The sequence below is a fragment of the Rhodococcus sp. A14 genome, assembly GCF_011603105.1.
In the GTDB taxonomy this organism is placed as follows: domain Bacteria; phylum Actinomycetota; class Actinomycetes; order Mycobacteriales; family Mycobacteriaceae; genus Rhodococcus_F; species Rhodococcus_F opacus.
The window spans coordinates 123,440-140,110 of record NZ_JAAOQS010000003.1; the positions used below are offsets into that span (position 1 = coordinate 123,440).

Genomic DNA, 16,671 nt, shown 5'->3' on the forward strand with positions numbered 1-16,671 from the left:
ACACCGCTTCGCGGTCACCGCACAACCCAGTCACGAGCCGCGATCCGTCCGTGCGGAACTGGTAAAGACATTCGGGACGCCCGTCCATCTCTAGGACCAGAGTGCTGCGCCTCCCGCACAGATCACCGAGATGAACTGGACAGGATTGGTCCTCGAACCGTAGGGGAGGATTCGGTGCCTGACCAACACACCGCTTTCGCTCTGTTGCCAGGAACCCCCGCCGCACGTCTCACAGTGCTGGCAACGACGCTACGTCGCGATCCGGTCAGCCAGCTCCGTCGCGAGTGCGGTACTCCCGTCGATTCCAAGCCGGAAGTAGCGTGCATCCGCGTACAATTGTGATATCGGATATTCCCGCATGTACCCGTACCCGCCGTGCAGCTGCATGCCCTGATCGGAAATCCGCGAGAAGAGTTCGATCGCCTGCAATTTCGCAACTGCCGAACGTTCGGTGGTGAGGGTCGATGACACTCGTTCCGCGATTACGGCGTCGATCAACGTCTCGGCGGCTTCGCATTGTGCGAGCGCTTCGCCGAGTACAATTCTGGTGTTTTCGAACGACGCCACGGGAGTTCCGAACACCTTGCGTTCTTTGACGTACGCGATCGTGGTGTCGAGAGCGGCACGAGTACCGGCGACGGCGAGAACGGCCAGCCACAGGCGGTCGTCCTTGTCGAAATCCGCCACTGCCGCGTGAGGGAGTCTGGATTTGGCCGGCACTCTGACTTCGTCGAATATCAGGTCGGCCAGGTTTGCACCGCCCAGAGCTAGCGGGGTCGCTACATCGGTGCGGGCGATGCCGGGAGACGTTGTATCGACCAACACCACTGCATCGTCGGCGGCAGGGTCGGAGACACGCAATACAAGCAAGCCTGCTTCCGGACCGTCGACGACAGAATGCGCGTGCCCGTACAGGATGAGTTCGTCACCGCTTGCCGTTACCCGTAGGGCGGTTCGACCGATTCCCACTCGGGTGACCCCGGTGGCCAAACCGGGCAACCACTGCGCGCGGGTCTCAGCGGTGGCGTGCTCGGCGATGAGCGGCGCTGCGACGCCGGCGTGAGCCACGACACGGACGGCATGACCTAGATGCCCTGCGCGGACGAATTCCTCAGCTACGGTGACGAGGAAGCGTGGGTCGGGTGATCCGCCCCCACCGTATTCCTCCGGTACACCGATTCCCAGGAAACCGTTCGTGGCCGCGTCGACGACGAGGTCGTCCGGATCGGCATCTCGTTGGAGCAACTTGCGGACGGTAGTGCGAATGTCTTCATGCTCGGCATCAAATACTGTGCGCATCTCAACACCGCCGGCCTGCGCGCCGAACCGCACACGTTCGTGCACGGCCTCTCACAACTGAGGAGGACCTCTCGAGGACTGAATAGACAATTGGCTCGGTCACAAAGCTCTCCCGGTCGGTCAAGTGTTGGTCCAGGCCGGCGCGCGCTTCTCGACGAACGCCCGTGCCCCTTCTGCTGCGTCGTTCGAGTTGCGGACCGCGTCGGTGTAGGGCGCTTGGTTGACAAACGCCTCACTGAGATTCCATTCGGTCGAACGATCGATCAGTAATTTGGCGGTGCGGACCGCAATCGGCGCATTCTTTGCGATAGTTGAGGCCATGGCCAGTGCGGTGTTCAGTGCATCCCCGGCCGGGACGACTCGGTTCACAAGCCCGAGTGCAGCTGCTCTATCGGCACCGATCGGTTCACCGGTCAGGGCAAGCTCCATCGCGATTGCGCTCGGAAGTTTGCGAGGAAGCCGCAGAACGCCGCCCGCCGCAGCGACCAGGCCGCGTTTGACTTCGGGCAATCCGAATTGTGCGTTGTCACTGGCCACAATGAGGTCACACGCGAGCGCGAGCTCGAACCCACCGCCCAGTGCTTTTCCCTCGACTGCGGCGATAATTGGCTTTGTCGGCGGGCGCGTGACGATGCCGAATGCTCCCCGATCCTTAGTGAGGGGACGCTCTCCCGTGGCACTGAACGCTTTGAGGTCCATGCCAGCGCTGAACACATCACCGACGGCTGCCAGCACACAAACCGCGATGTCGGTCCGCTGGTCGACCTCGTCCAGGGCCGCCGCGATGGCGTCGGCGGTAGCCTTGTCGATGGCGTTTCTCGACTCGGGGCGGTTGAGGGTGACCACCGCGGTTCCCTCAACCACCTCGAACGCGACGGTGGAGCTCATCGGGGCGCCATCCGGATCGCACCGTCGAGTCGGATAGTCTCGCCGTTGAGCATTCCATTGTCGATGATGTGGAGAGCGAGTTTGGCGTACTCATCCGGCTGTCCGAGTCGGCTCGGGTGAGGTACGGTCTTCGCCAGGGAAGCGCGGACGTCGTCCGACAGGCGATTGAGCAGTGGCGTTTCGAAGGTTCCGGGTGCGATGGTGCACACGCGAATGTTTTTGCCGGCCAGATCGCGAGCGGCAACTATGGTCATGCCGACGATTCCGGCTTTGGCGGAGGCATAGGGGATCTGGCCGATCTGGCCTTCGAATGCAGCGACGGACGCGGTGAGGATGCACACACCACGGTCACCATCGATCGGCTCGTTCCGTGCCATTCTCGCAGCGGTCAACCGCAGCACGTTGAACGTTCCTATCAGGTTGATACTGACGACGTCACTGTAGGTCTCGAGCGAGCCGGGCGTGCCGTCCTTTGAGACGAGCCGAACCGCTCCCCCGCGCCCTGCGCAGTGCACCAGCACCCGAACCGGACCGGACGCTTCAGCGGCGTCGAGTGCTGCGTCGACCTCTTCTTCGCCACGCACGTCTGCCGCGGCGAACCGCACGCGATCACCCAGCTCTTTGGCGATCGTCTCTCCGTCAGACGTTGCGAGGTCGACAATGATGACGGAACCGGCGCCTCCGTCGAGCAGCCGCCGCACCGTTGCAAGTCCCAGTCCCGAAGCACCACCGGTGACAACGGCCGAGATTCCCTTGAGGTTCACAAACTGGACCTTTCTAGTGCGGCGTGGTTGAAGTAGTTTGACCGTGGTTAGTGGCGGTGAAAGCCCGATGGATCCGCCGAAAATTGTTAGCACGAAATCGACGGAGGTCGGGCGGATGCGGCGGCCCGGAATGGCGGGACTAGGGGGTCGCGCGGTTCGCCTCGGCCAGGGCGTCTGTGAATGAACGACGGCTAGACGACTCGTGTTGTGCGCCGCCCGCTGCCACGGCTAACCATCTTGCGTTGGCTCGTGCGAGAGCGATATTCGTAAGGATTCGTTGGATCGATTCGGTGGCACGGCGAGGCGTGATCAGACTGACACATGCAATGACAGCATGAATGATGAGCAACGGCATTTGGGAGGCCTTCTAGGTTTGCGTCGCGATGCCTAGTCGGGGAACGGAATACCTCGCGCACGGAGGGTCCGATGCTACGTTCTGAGCCAGTACGACCGGCAGAAGTCTTCTAGCACAGGCCACTAGATTCGCTCGATAATGGTGGCGTTGGCCATGCCGCCGGCTTCACACATCGTCTGCAGTCCGTATCGACCACCGGTGGCCTCGAGAGCGCCCAACATCGTGGTCATCAATCGTGCTCCTGAGGCTCCCAGCGGGTGGCCCAGGGCGATCGCGCCTCCGCGCGGATTCAGCCTTTTGGGGTCCGCATCGAAATGGGCCTTCCAGGCGAGCGGTACCGGCGCGAAGGCCTCGTTAACTTCGTAATGGTCGATGTCGGAAAGGCTGAGCCCAGACCGGGCCAGCACCTTCTCCGTCGCCGGGATGGGCGCGGTAAGCATGGTAATCGGATCGTCCCCCGCGAGAGCGAATGAGTGGAACCTGGCGCGGGGACGCAGATTTAGCTGCTCTGCGCGTTCTTCGGTCATGATCAGGATCGCCGCGGCCCCGTCGGCCAGCTGCGACGAGTTCCCTGCCGAGACGGACCAATTGATTTCAAGGAATCGGTCGGACATTTCACTCGACTCGAACGACGGCCTGAGGGTCGCCAACGCTTCTACCGTGGTGCCGGGCCGGATCGTCTCGTCAGTGGAGACAAGCATGCCGTCGGCCGATGTAATCGGGACGATCTCACTCGAAAAGTCCGCTGCGGCAGCCAACTCGTGTGAGCGTGCCGAAAAGTCATCGAGTTCGTGTCGTGAGAACCGGTATCTCGCGGCGATCAACTCGGCCGAGATGCCCTGCGGGATGAGACCGGGTGCATAACGGGCTTGCACCTTGGGCCCGACAGGGTCTTGTCCGATACGTGAGGAGAACATCGGGATTCGGCTCATCGACTCGACGCCGGAGGCCACCACGATGTCGTAGACACCGGAGATTACGCCCTGCGCAGCGAAATCGGCCGCCTGTTGACTCGAGCCGCACGCGCGGTGGATGGCGACGGAGGGCACGGATTCGGGAAGTCCCGCCGCCAACCAGCCCCATCGACCGACGGGACCGGCCTGTTCCCCGACCTGGCTGACGCACCCGGTGATGACATCGTCGACCATAGCCGGATCGATATCGTTTCGCTCGAACAGGCGTGTGAACACTTGACCGAGCAAATCCGCGGGGTGGACGGACGACAGGGCCCCACCGGGCTTGCCGTCTCGGGGGGCACGCCCCTTACCCATTGGGGAGCGAACCGCATCCACGATGACCGCAGTACGAGTCATTCTTCATCTCCTTCAGCCTGGTCGCAGAGCGTGAACGCCACCCTGTCGAAACAGCCTCGGTCTTGTAAGGCTTGTCCCCGCAAACTTAGCCTCGCATCATGCAGTTGTCAACGATCGTTAACACGCTACACCTAGCTCACTGCAGCCCCTCGGTCGAGACGTCACCTATCCGGCCAAGTGGCGTGACGATCCGTCGAGCACAAGGGTTCCGTGCACCTTGGTCGTCAACTTCCCGGTCCGGTCCCGGACAAGCACCGTCACGAACGACATGGACGCACCGATTCGATCCACGACTGCCTCGAAGGTCAGCGGGGGAAACGCGGGACGCAGATAATCTGCGGATATCGAAGCAGTTGCCGGCAAGGTGGACGGAGCCAGCATCGTCATCGTGACGATTCCAAGAACTTGGTCCGCGCACGCCACGAGAGCTCCGCCGTGCACGGCACCGTTCGGGTTGAGTGGCCAGTCCGAGTGTTTCATCTCCACCACCACTCGGCCGGCCTCGATCTGCAGGCAACGGAGCCCGATTCGTCGGGAGACCGGCATTCCTTCCGCCCACCTGGCCCACTCGTCCCAGCTCGACCCGTGCGGCGGCGACTGAGGAACGTGGACATCATCTTGTTGCATCGTCATAGTCGCACCCTATCGCTTTGCGGAACGATCGTTTACCGTACTCTAGGGGTCAACGCAGATCGGACAACTTCGGGCACTTCACCGATAGGTTCGAGAGATCGGACAGATCGGATGAGCAACTCTGCTGTCGTGCTTCCGACTGGCGCTGGCGCATCGACCAGCTGCTACGAAGTCCGGTGGCCGACGCGCCGGCATGAGGGTGTTTGCAACACGCATCAACCGATCTCGGTCCATATCGAACGAAGGAGAAACATGACACCCACGGAGACCGTTGGGCCGCTGGCAGGGCTGCGAGTAGTCGAACTTGCAGGTATCGGACCCGGACCTTTCGCCGCGATGCTCCTCGCCGACCTCGGCGCCGAGGTCATTCGCGTCGACCGCCCCGGAGACGGCGCCAGTGCCATTCCCCCCCATCTCGACGCGATGCGTCGGAGCCGGAAATCGGTAATTCTGAATTTGCGTGACGAAGCAGGCGTCGGCGCGTTACTAGACCTCGTCGAGAAGGCCGATGTGCTCATTGAAGGCTATCGACCTGGCGTGACGGAAAGACTCGGCCTCGGCCCTGACCAGTGCTGGGCGCGCAATCCGCGATTGGTGTACGGACGAATGACCGGCTGGGGACAGGAGGGGCCTCTGGCTTCATCCGCGGGACATGATATTTCGTACCTTGCACTGACCGGCGCACTGCATGCCATGGGCCGCAGCGGTGAAGATCCTGCAGTCCCACTCAATCTGGTCGGAGACTTCGGCGGCGGTTCCTTGTATCTCGTCGTCGGTATCCTCGCCGCCGTCTTTGAGGCCGCGCGGTCAGGACGCGGACAGGTCGTCGATGCGGCGATCGTCGACGGTGCCGCATCCTTGACCACTGTCATGCACGGGATGATGGCGGCAAAGCTGTGGCGCGATGAGCGCGGCGCCAACGAACTCGACACCGGGCGACCCTGGTACGAGGTTTACGCGACTGCCGACGGAAAACACGTTGCAATCGGTCCCATCGAACCGAAGTTCTTTGCCGAGTTCATGACCATGATCGGACTGGACCCGAACAAACTCGACCGCCGCGACCCAGAGTCGTGGCCAGTTCTCAAACAACGTATCGCGGACGTCTTCAGGACGAGAACCCGCGACGACTGGGCAAAATTCTTTGAAGGCACAGACGCGTGCGTGTCCCCAGTGTTGAGTTTCACTGAAGCACCCTCCCATCCTCATCTTGCGGCACGAAAGACGTTCGTCGAGGTGGCAGGCGTCACGCAGCCCGCCCCGGCGCCACGGTTCAGCCGCACGCCGGGGGCTGTCCAGTCAGGTCCGTCCACTCCCGGAGCGCATACTCGCGACGTTCTGACACGCTGGGGGGTACGCGAAATCGACGCACTTTTCGACAGTGGCGCCGCCGTGCAGACCTGACCTGCACAGCGGACCCCTCGGAGGTCTCACCCACGACCTCCCGTCCGAAACGACGACTAACCACTAGGGCTCGGACGCGGCGCCACAGACAATGACCTTCGCCTGACGCTCTCCGGCCTCGAGGCCGCCACCGCGATAACCCGTTTACCTCGTCGCGATGACCCGATCAATCAGGAGGGCGCATGCGCCGCGAAATCTTCAGCAAAAAACACGATTCGTTTCGCACTGTGGTCAGGCGATTCGTCGATGAGCATATTGCACCCGAATACGACCTATGGGAGAAAAACGGCCGGCCGAGTCGTCGCTTCTGGCGCGCGGCTGGCGAACTCGGCATCCTTGGGATCGGAGTACCTCCCGAGCACGGCGGAACCCCCGATACGACTTTCACTCACAGTGTCGTAGTCACCGAAGAGATCCAGCGTCAATTCTTCGCGGTTGGCGGATTGAGGGTACAGACCGACATCTGCATGTCGTATTTCCTGCATTACGCAGACGAGCAGCAGAAGCAGTGGTGGCTACCCAAGCTCACGAACGGGGAGTACGTGGCGGCACTCGGCCTGTCGGAACCCGGATCGGGCTCGGACCTGAAATCGATGTCGACCCGCGCGGAGCGAGTAGGGGATCACTACGTCATCAATGGCGCAAAAACTTTCATATCTAACGGCGCCAGTGCGGACCTTGTCATCCTTGCCGTGAAGACCGACCCCTCTGCCGGGCGACACGGAATAAGCCTGATCGTCGTCGACACCACATTGGAGGGATTCGAACGAGGACGAAGCCTGGACAAACTCGGATTGAAAGCCCAAGATCTAGCCGAGCTATCGTTCACCAACGTTCGAGTGCCCGTCGAGGACCGCCTGGGTGAGGAGAACAGGGGATTCGAATACCTCATGTCGAATCTTGCACAAGAACGACTCTCGATCGCTGTCAATTCACAGGCAGCAGCCTCGGCGGCGCTCGACCATACTGTTGAACTGCTCGCCGGCACCTCACCCAGCCAACATACGAAGTTCGAACTGGCCGCCTGCGTGGCCGAGATTGCGTCCGGACAAGCCCTCGCTGACCGCGCACTCGCAGAGCTTGAGAATGGCACATTGTCTCCCGCGGATGCTGCGACCACGAAACTGTACTGCACTGAACTACAAGGCCGTGTAGTCGATCGGTGCTTGCAGCAACTGGGCACAGCGGGATACACCCGCGAATGCAACATAGGCCGTGCGTATCTCGATGGCCGAGTCAGCCGGATCTATGGTGGGTCGAGCGAAATCATGAAGGTCATTATCAGTCAAACGTTGGCTCTGTAGACCACACGCCGAGCAGGTCCCGACACCCATACAGGAAACGATCGTTTATGGAAGACAGGTTTCGCTGCTAGGCTTGGTGTTGCCTTCCGGCGGTCTTTAGACCTCGGCGGTGGCTTGCGCCAGAGATGCAGACCGATGCCGATGACGTCCCGACATCCCGAGAAAGACGATGAATATGACCACGCTCGAAACGACGGATTCTGCTGTTCTCACTCGATTGTTGCAAGAGCGCCGGAGTTGCCGAGGATTCCTGGATCGTCCTGTCCCACGACCTGTAGTCGAACAGATCTTAGATCTTGCGCGACTTTCCCCGTCGTGGTGCAATACTCAGCCCTGGCACGTGTTGGTTACTGACGGTGCCGGGACCGAACGTTTCCGGAAAGCGCTGTCGGCGCAGGCTGCAGCGGAAGAAATGACTCCAGACTTTGCGTTCCCCGCCCGGTACGCAGGCGTATATCAGAAACGGCGTCGTGAATGCGGCGTGCAGCTGTATGACAGCGTCGGAGTAGCCAGGGGCGATCGAGAGGCCTCAGCAAAGCAAGCAGCACGGAACTTCCAGTTATTCGGCGCTCCACACACAGCAATAGTGACGACAACCGCGGATTTGGGTGCTTACGGCGCCATCGACTGCGGACTCTACGTTCAAACGTTCCTCCTCGCAGCGCAGAGCCTTGGCCTAGGTGCGATCCCTCAGGCCGCACTTGCGGCACACTCCTCGTTCATTCGTGAACACTTCGCACTTCCCACTGATCGGCTCGTGGTATGTGGAATATCGTTCGGTTATCCGGATCTCGAGCATGCCGCCAACGGCTTCCGGACTACGCGGGCAGACCTCACCGAAACCTTCGATTGGGTCGACCGATAGGCTGAAACATAAGCGGTCAACGACGCCGGACGGGTTGGACTCTCACGCTCCCGTCCAGCGTTTTGCTACATCTGACATCCGGTTGATCAGCGAGCATTTGTCTCGTATGCACTCGAAGCTGCTATCTCGGACGGGTGTTCACCACCGTCCACTCGCGCAGGCACCGCGCCGAGGCGTGCGTACGCGATCTGCAGGATCTAAAACAAGCGAAAGCGACCGGGAAAGTCAGGCGGCGGGCGTGACGTCGAGAGTCGCAAGCCCCGCGAGCGCGATCTCGGTCAGTACAGTCGTCGCCCGGTGCGATCGTCGTCCCCCGACGGGTCGCACTGCCTCCGACATGAGCAGCGCATGAACGCCGCGAACTGCGGTAATGACGTCGGCGTCGCTACGGTTCGGGTAGCAGCGCGATACACACTCGACCCACAACTGTACGTATCCGTGCTGACGGCGCTGGTAGGAACGCCGGTACGGCTCTGCCAGGGACCGTTGCTCCCTCGCCCAGATGGCTGCGAGTCGGTGGCGTGAGTTCGCGAACTCCAGGTGCGCACTCACCAAGCCGGACAGTTCCAACCGTGGGTCCTCGCTCGGGATCGGGATCAGCGTCAGCAAGCCGTCGATGGCCTGATCGAAAAGGACGGCTAGGATCTCGTCTTTGCTATCGAAGTGTCGATAAATTGCCGACCCACTCACTCCAGCCGCTCTGCCGATTTCGTCGACTCCGACACCATCGAAGCTGCGCTGAAAAATCCGTAAGAAACGGAGAAGGCCACTGCAGGTGACGCCTGTGCCGACCCGTTCGGCGCAGGCGAGCCGTCAGCCATGCGCGCTCAAATCACCCTGCCGGGTGGACCGAACGTGGGGATCCCAGATCCTGCGTGCAGCCCACTTTGCTGCATGCACCCGTTACCTCAGGTACGACTGGTCGAGTGAAACGCAACCGGTCGGTATCGAGTGTAGGTCTGCGGGTTTGTACTCGCTGATCGGGACCGCGAGATCGGAAATCTGCTGTCGGTAAAAGCGGCTCGGTCGTGGCCGATCGCCAGACATGTCCCGCGCAAGCGCGTATCAGAGGCGCACTGGTGACGAGCGACCAGGCAGACTGCATTGCAGGTCCCATCCACGGGGTGACGTTCCCGTTAGTTGACGTCCTACAGATGAGCGATCTGGTGTCCGACCGACCCCATACGTAAACGTTCGTTCTCGCGCCTGGTACGAAGTTCGACTTCTGAGCACCATCTCTGGACCTGCGGCAGGTGTGGGTCGCTTCGTCCATCCCAATAGCACCGCAAACATGGTGCATCGACGGTAGCGGTGCTTACTTTTCGTGTCGGCTGATGGCGATGCCGCGCAGGTGACGACAGGAGCGAGAACGACCGTTTACGTTTTGCGATGAGTCGTACTACAGTGGAGAGCAACAACAGGAGGCCCGACGGGTCATCCGCCTACAATTTCGATTACGAGGAGACCAGACGCCATGGGTTACCCCCTGCCGCAGGAGGCTAGGCTCACGGGGCCGTTCCAGCCGATGCGCTTCGAAGCCACCGTTGACGAGTGCATCGTCACTCACGGCGAAATCCCGAAGGACTTGGCTGGTGGCTTCTACCGCACCGGCCCGACGTGGAAGCGGCCCACCCGGCAGGGCACTAACGGGCTCTTGGGGATGGACGGTATGGTCCAGGGTCTCGTCCTCGAGAACGGGCGAGCCGACTTCCGGAATCGTTGGGTTCGGACTCCGAAGTACCAACTCGAAGAGCAGCATGGACGCGGGATGTTCGAGTGGACCGACGGCGACTGGCACGACTGGCGCACGTATGGCTATGGGGACGTCAAACGAGACCAGTACACCTGCGGAGTTCCCCAAGGGACCAATAACGTCAACATCTTTCCTTTTGCCGGCGAGATGGTCGCGTCGGGTGAGCAGGGCGGTCCACCGATCGCACTTGATCCCATCACGCTCGAAACCAAGGGCATCGTCAATTGGTCCCCGAAGTTGTCACCCGGAATTCATGCTCCGACAGCATTCGGTGACAACTCTTTCACTGCACACCCGAAGTGGGACCATGAGACGGGTGTTCTCTACGGGTGGGCTTACCGCGACACGGCGCCTTATGTGACCGTGCACGTGGTACATCCGGACGGTGCAGTCGAGTCTCGTGAACTGTGGGACGCGCCGTACAATACTGTCGCACATGATATCTGGCTCACTCCGGAGTGGATGGTGATGCCGTTCCAGCCGATGTTGATCGACAAGAAGCGCATCACCGAGCGCGAACTCTCCGTTTTCGGGTGGGACCCCGAACTCCCCATTGTGATCGCGCTGATCCCCCGCCACGACCCCGCGGCACCAGTCCGGTACATCACCACGGACATTGAACCGCAGTACATCATGCACACCCTGTCGGCTAATGTGAGCGGAAATATTCTCACTCTGGACGGACCTATTTTCAACCGACCTCCATTCCCGTTCGAGCAAGACTTCGCCGCGGGTGACGACGTCGCACTGTTCTTCTCGATCGCTAAAAGCGCGTTGGGCCGTTGGACCATCGACCTGAACACCGGGCAGGCGAAATCCGAACAGTTGTCGGACCGTCCCTCGGAGCTGCCGAAAGTCGACGAGCGCTTTTACGGGAAGGGTTACCGCTGGGGATACCAGGTCGGCGGCGTCGTCAAAAAGGGTGGCATGAAGATGAACAGCCTGGTCGTCACCGATATGCAGACGTTGTCGGATCAGGAATTTCAGATCCGATCAGATGAACCCGCAGCCGTTCTGGAAGGAACCTTCGCCCCACGACACAAGGACTCACCGGAGGGAGACGGGTACATTATCGTTCCGGTCTCGTGGTGGGCGGAAAAGCGGGGCGAGTTCCAAATCTTCGACACACACGACATCACGCAGGGGCCGATCTGCAAGATCGAGTTGCCATTCATGATGGGGTGGACGCCGCACGGACACTGGATGGACTTCCGCTAGACACTCCAGGTCGCCGCCGACGCCGAAGTCGCGGCGTCCGACGATCGCGAGAACTGCCGCTGGTCACGATCAACCACGCTAGGACCGTTCACCAATTCTTCACGTCAGCACTTTGGCTCCCGTTCTCACCCTCAGGGAACGGGAGCCGATTCGGTGCCCGGGCTGGTCACGTCCAGGTCGGTGGGCCAGGAACGTCGGGTCACCCACCCGCGGGGCTCAGAGCCCACGCGAATCTCGCGTTCCCACTGACGCCACTCTGAAGAGTCCTGGATCTACCGAGACTCCCGTGGCCCGGAGGATGAGAGTCAGGGCAGGTCGCCGGGGTTCGTGAGCGTGTGACATGGACGGCGGTCGATGTGCGTCGAGAATCGGCGACACGTTTCGGATCATTCAAACGAGTCGTCGAGCATCCCAGTGTTCATTCAGAGGCCGAAATTTACGACGGTGTGGGGCGCCCGAGCTCGCCCAGCGAGGACGCGCGCCGAATCGCCGAACTCCAGCGGGAGAATCGTAAGTTGCGGAATACGTCCGTGTTCTGCGGAAAGTCAATGACCTACTGCGGACCGCGAATGCGTTTCGCGGCGGCAGAGGTCGGCCGTCGACGCGTTGATCATCGACTACATCGATGAGCGCAAGTAGTGGCCACATCGCCCGTCCAACTATCACGCGGCTAACAGCACGGACACGCCTCCGCTGCCGACCTGCACGATGCCTAAACGGCGAACGCCCTGGTCGACCTGCATCGGACCCTGCGGCGTCTACGGCATCCGCAAACTCTGGCATGCAACCCAAGGGCGGGACACGACGTCAGACGCCACAAAATCCGACGATTGATGCGCGTGGCCGGCATCGTCCGCGGCCCGAACCGAACCATCCTGATCGGACGCGAATGGTCGGCACCGTCGCGCCCTGACCGGTGGTATGTAGCCAACTTCACCTGGTCATTGTCGGGATTCTGACACCACATTCTACTGCGACGTCTTCTCCCGCCGGATCGTCGGCTAGCGAGTGACACCAGCAAACACCCCACTGGGCACATCGGTGCTCGACCGAGCTCTGTCACCCGACGTAATAGCGGAGGACGTTGTACAGCACCATATTTGGTACAACACCTCGCGGAAAGTCAACATCGCTGGCCCATCTGCAGGGCTGCAGGAAGCTGGCATCGTCGGATCCATCGGGAGCTCGGCGACGCCCTCGACAGGACTCATGGAATCGGCGATCGGCTTGTGCAAGACCGAGCTCATCGGCCCGCTACCCAATGCTGAAAGGGTGGGACGAACTCGAACACGAATCGGCTACGTGGTGCACTAGTGCAACGGCAGCCGGCTACATTTCCGCACTCGATTACCTGACACCGATCGAATATGTAGATCGGGACTTTCAACAGACCATCTCGAGTGAGGTGGCGTAAACCGGAGGCTCGACCGAATCCAGCGCTCACACTTGAAACGAGTGGTGGGTCGGCCTGCGTGCCCGCCGCCTAGGATCGTGGGCGCCTGCCTCGAGCACACTCCGACGACCCGCTTGGTGTACGGACGCTCCGTGGACTGGTCAACTGCCTCATCATAAATGTGAACGGTCGTGTATGTAAGTGTTCGGAAGGTTGTAGACTTAGTGCATGGCTCGCGATCAGCAGATACTCGAAGCCGCCGAAGAGCTGTTTTATCTCAGTCGGTCATCGTGCGCGGAGCCCCATGGTGCCGGTAATGATCTCACGTTGGATCTCGTTTGTGCCCGCCCAGATGGGAGTCACCAGTGCCCGCCGTACGTGGCCCTCCATGTCATATTCTGTGGCGTAGCCGTAGCCGCCCATCATCTGCATCCCTTCGAGAGCCACCTTCTTCGCGGTCTCGGATGTCTTGATTTTGGCCATTGATGTCAGGCGGGTGAGCTCAGGACCGGTTCCGCGGCCCACCTCGACACGTGCTGCGGCGTCGTAGGTGATCAGTCGTGAGCACTCGACCTCAATAGCCAAGTCCGCGATGCGATGGCTGAGTGCCTGGAAGGTTCCGATCGAACGACCGAACTGCTTCCGCTCCTTGACGTAAGCCACCAGATCATCGAGGGCGCGTTCGGCGATGCCCAGGGCATAGGCGGCGCCGATCAACCGCTCGCCGTTGAGTCCCGCCATGACCTGCGGCCATGCCTTTCCGACGGTACCGACAACATTCTCTTCGGGCACGAACACGTTAGTGAAGTAGAGATCGTTGACCTCCTTGCCACCCATCGTGCTGATAGGGCGAATTTCAAGCCCTTCACTGTCGGCGGGAATCTCGAACATCGTCAGCCCGCTGTGTGGCGAATCCTCATAGCTGGTGCGGGCCACCAAGAGGATGCGGTCGGCGATGTGGGCATTGGAGCACCACGTCTTCATTCCGTTGACCACGAATCCGCCGTCGTGCTGCTTCGCGGAACAAGAGATGCCACCGACATCCGAGCCTGCCTCGGGTTCGGAAATCGAGATCGACATGACGTGGCCTTCCGAGATGGCGCCCAGCACGTCCCGCTTCTGTTCCTCCGTGCCGTACCGCAGATAACAGCCGGCCACGGTGCCTGTCGAACCAGCAGCGTAGATCGGAAGCAGCCCTTTTCGGGTCTCTTCGTGGAAGATGCACTCGTCCACGAGCGTGCCACCCGACCCGCCATATTCTTCGGGAATAGCCACGCCCGTCCATCCGAGCCGTGCGACCTTTTCGTAGATCTCCTGGTTGTGGGTGTCCGCGCCCCCGTCCGTCAATGCATCACGCTGTTCCCGGGTGCCGGCCTCGTGTTCGCAGAAGTCCCGGATAGCGTCCCGGAATGCGCGCTGCTCGTCGGTGAACACGAACCCCTGTGTTGTCGCGGTCATGTTTCCTCGTTTTCAGTGGTGGCAGGTTCGAGGTGGTAGTCATTCAGGTCCACCTCTCGAGTGCGCCGCCAGTACGCGACGTACTCCCAGGGGCTGGTGCCGACGATCCGGCCGCTGCGGTTGCGGTAGTAATTCGTCACACTGGGGTGTGTCCACACGGTCTTGGCGAGTGCGTCGTCGACCTGTTCGTTGTAGTCCTGATGCACATCTGGGCGGACCTCGACAACGACGTAGTGCTGCTCGAGCATCGCCTTGATCAGTTGCATCAGGTAGCGGACCTGCATTTCCGTGGTCAGGAATGCGCTGCCCCCGTGCCCGGTGCTGGTGTTCGGCCCGAACAGCATGAAGAAGTTGGGGAAGTGCGGAACCGACATGCCCAGGTAGGCGCGGGCGTCGTCCTCGCCCCACACGTCACGAAGTCGTTCGCCGTCCCGGCCGACGACTTCCATCGGGCCGAGGATCCGCAACGTTTGAAAACCGGTAGCAAACACGATCATGTCGACGTCGCGTTCTTGCCCATCGTGACCGACCAGTGTGGAACCTCGTATCTCACGGAGTCCGCCGTCGAGGAGTTCGACATCGTCCCGGCGCAGGGTGCGGTACCACCCGTGGTCGATGAGTGGTCGCTTTCCGTAGGCAGGGTACTCCGGGACCGACGCGGCGATCAGGTCGGGGCGTCCGTCGAGTTCAGACTCGATGTACTTCGTGAGGAAGCGCCGGTGTGCGGCGTTGACCTCGTTGACGGCGAACGCGGGATCCGGGTAGGACTCGTCGATCTGCAGTGCCGGATGGAGGCGGTCCCCAAAGCGCCAGAATTGGCGGAGTCGATAGAACCCCGCGTAGTACGGCACATTTTCGAGCAGCCACTGCACCTCGGATGTGACGGCGCGTCCGTGGTTCGGATGTGGAACTGCCCATTGACGAGAACGCTGATACACCAACACGTTACTTGCCACTCCGGCGAGGGCCGGGACGATCTGCATGGCACTCGCTCCGGAGCCGATCACGGCGACACGCTTGCCGGTGACATCCAGGTCGTTGCTCCACTGCGCGGTGTGGACCGCGCGCCCCGGGAAGCTCGCCAGCCCGGGGATATCTGGAATGCTCGGGCGGTTGAAGTGCCCGACTGCGCTGACGAAGACCGGGGCGTCGAGAACCTCCTCGGAGCCGCCGCTACGGCGGACGTGGATGCGCCACCGCTTGTCCTCGCCGTCCCATGCCGCCTGAACTACCTCGGTGCCGAACTCGATGTTGTCGTAGAGGTTGTGCTCGCGCGCCAGATCGACGAAGTAGGCGTGCACCTCGTCCCGTTTCCCGAAGTAGGTGCTCCACTGTGAACTCTTCGCGAATGAGAACGAGTACAGGTGGCTCGGTGTGTCGACACCGCAGCCGGGATACCGATTCTCCAGCCACGTTCCTCCGACCTCGTAGTTCTTCTCGAGGATGGCGAAAGGGACACCCGCGGCCTTGAGCATGATCGCGAGATTCAACCCGGCCATACCCGCACCGACGATGAGCACCCGAAAGTCGGTTTTGTCGGTGGCGCCGGCGATCTCGACCTGGCGGCTGACGGTACCCATCTCCTCGGCGAGTAGGTCCGCATACGAGACGGGGACCTCCTCGGCGAGCGATATTCCCAGCAGTTCGACCAACTTCTCGGGCGTAGCGGGTGCCGTCGGCGGGAGTTCTTCCGTTTTCCACGCGGAGATCACCTTGAAGGCCGCGTCCCGGATCTCGTCCTGGACCGCGGGGGGAAGTCCGGCGTCGTCGTGATCGCTCAATCCACGCGCCGGTGTCGGTCGATACGGCGCCTCCAGCCACCGCTGGTCGCCGGTCAGTTGATGCAGCACCAATAGCAGTGTCGGTAAGTTGGCAACCGCGAGTGCTTGACGGAGTTCATCGGCGAACGCCGATCTCGCGGCGGCTGTGGATTCAACGGCTGACGACATGGCACCTCCCGGTGTCGTTGCCAGATCCCGACCTGGTGGACTGGGCGCAGGGCTCTTTCACCGTTGCAGGCTTCG

The 16,671-nt window shown here is 61.4% G+C and carries 11 protein-coding genes; 4 read left to right on the plus strand and 7 right to left on the minus strand.

Annotated features, from left to right (window positions below):
* Nucleotides 1–249: 249 nt before the first annotated feature.
* The 5 genes from G9373_RS02910 to G9373_RS02930 form a co-directional block, all read right to left on the minus strand.
* A complete protein-coding gene (locus tag G9373_RS02910) occupies nt 250–1,332 on the minus strand; it encodes an acyl-CoA dehydrogenase family protein (RefSeq protein WP_167113803.1) in 1,083 nt (360 codons plus the stop codon).
* 87 nt (nt 1,333–1,419) lie between these two features.
* The gene (locus G9373_RS02915; RefSeq protein ID WP_167113806.1) at nt 1,420–2,187 is read right to left on the minus strand and encodes a crotonase/enoyl-CoA hydratase family protein; all 768 of its coding nucleotides are present in this window, start codon (nt 2,185–2,187) and stop codon (nt 1,420–1,422) included.
* Nucleotides 2,184–2,951 carry an SDR family NAD(P)-dependent oxidoreductase gene (locus G9373_RS02920; protein WP_120660831.1) on the minus strand — a complete coding sequence of 256 codons (768 nt, stop codon included), beginning with the start codon at nt 2,949–2,951 and terminating at the stop codon, nt 2,184–2,186. Before G9373_RS02920 ends, G9373_RS02915 begins: the two co-directional genes overlap by 4 nt.
* Before the next feature lie 477 nt (nt 2,952–3,428).
* The gene (locus tag G9373_RS02925) at nt 3,429–4,619 is read right to left on the minus strand and encodes a thiolase family protein (RefSeq protein WP_167113809.1); all 1,191 of its coding nucleotides are present in this window, start codon (nt 4,617–4,619) and stop codon (nt 3,429–3,431) included.
* A 165-nt stretch (nt 4,620–4,784) separates the two neighbouring features.
* Nucleotides 4,785–5,252, minus strand: a complete 468-nt coding sequence (locus tag G9373_RS02930; protein WP_133984282.1) for a PaaI family thioesterase — start codon at nt 5,250–5,252, stop codon at nt 4,785–4,787.
* A 252-nt stretch (nt 5,253–5,504) separates the two neighbouring features.
* On the opposite strand from G9373_RS02930, the gene G9373_RS02935 reads away from it, so the two are divergent.
* From G9373_RS02935 to G9373_RS02955, 4 genes are all read left to right on the plus strand, one after another.
* Nucleotides 5,505–6,656, plus strand: a complete 1,152-nt coding sequence (locus tag G9373_RS02935; RefSeq protein WP_133984284.1) for a CaiB/BaiF CoA-transferase family protein — start codon at nt 5,505–5,507, stop codon at nt 6,654–6,656.
* 182 nt (nt 6,657–6,838) lie between these two features.
* Nucleotides 6,839–7,960 carry an acyl-CoA dehydrogenase family protein gene (locus tag G9373_RS02940; protein ID WP_133984286.1) on the plus strand — a complete coding sequence of 374 codons (1,122 nt, stop codon included), beginning with the start codon at nt 6,839–6,841 and terminating at the stop codon, nt 7,958–7,960.
* Nucleotides 7,961–8,129: 169 nt separating this feature from the next.
* Nucleotides 8,130–8,825 (plus strand): nitroreductase, encoded by a 696-nt coding sequence (locus G9373_RS02945; protein ID WP_120660825.1) that lies wholly within the window; start codon nt 8,130–8,132, stop codon nt 8,823–8,825.
* Nucleotides 8,826–10,299: 1,474 nt separating this feature from the next.
* Nucleotides 10,300–11,796, plus strand: a complete 1,497-nt coding sequence (locus G9373_RS02955; protein ID WP_133984290.1) for a carotenoid oxygenase family protein — start codon at nt 10,300–10,302, stop codon at nt 11,794–11,796.
* Nucleotides 11,797–13,474: 1,678 nt separating this feature from the next.
* Here G9373_RS02955 and G9373_RS02960 read toward each other — a convergent pair.
* Nucleotides 13,475–14,647 carry an acyl-CoA dehydrogenase family protein gene (locus tag G9373_RS02960; RefSeq protein WP_120660822.1) on the minus strand — a complete coding sequence of 391 codons (1,173 nt, stop codon included), beginning with the start codon at nt 14,645–14,647 and terminating at the stop codon, nt 13,475–13,477.
* The gene (locus tag G9373_RS02965) at nt 14,644–16,497 is read right to left on the minus strand and encodes an NAD(P)/FAD-dependent oxidoreductase (protein WP_346842797.1); all 1,854 of its coding nucleotides are present in this window, start codon (nt 16,495–16,497) and stop codon (nt 14,644–14,646) included. The genes G9373_RS02960 and G9373_RS02965 overlap by 4 nt, the downstream gene beginning before the upstream one ends.
* Between the last annotated feature and the right edge of the window lie 174 nt (nt 16,498–16,671).

Excerpts from the sequence above, each read along its gene's own strand:
- G9373_RS02915 (WP_167113806.1), bottom strand. The coding sequence starts at position 2,187 with ATGAGCTCCACCGTCGCGTTCGAGGTGGTTGAGGGAACCGCGGTGGTC.
- G9373_RS02925 (WP_167113809.1), bottom strand. The coding sequence starts at position 4,619 with ATGACTCGTACTGCGGTCATCGTGGATGCGGTTCGCTCCCCAATGGGT.
- G9373_RS02930 (WP_133984282.1), bottom strand. The coding sequence starts at position 5,252 with ATGACGATGCAACAAGATGATGTCCACGTTCCTCAGTCGCCGCCGCAC.
- G9373_RS02935 (WP_133984284.1), top strand. The coding sequence starts at position 5,505 with ATGACACCCACGGAGACCGTTGGGCCGCTGGCAGGGCTGCGAGTAGTC.
- G9373_RS02940 (WP_133984286.1), top strand. The coding sequence starts at position 6,839 with ATGCGCCGCGAAATCTTCAGCAAAAAACACGATTCGTTTCGCACTGTG.
- G9373_RS02945 (WP_120660825.1), top strand. The coding sequence starts at position 8,130 with ATGAATATGACCACGCTCGAAACGACGGATTCTGCTGTTCTCACTCGA.
- G9373_RS02955 (WP_133984290.1), top strand. The coding sequence starts at position 10,300 with ATGGGTTACCCCCTGCCGCAGGAGGCTAGGCTCACGGGGCCGTTCCAG.
- G9373_RS02960 (WP_120660822.1), bottom strand. The coding sequence starts at position 14,647 with ATGACCGCGACAACACAGGGGTTCGTGTTCACCGACGAGCAGCGCGCA.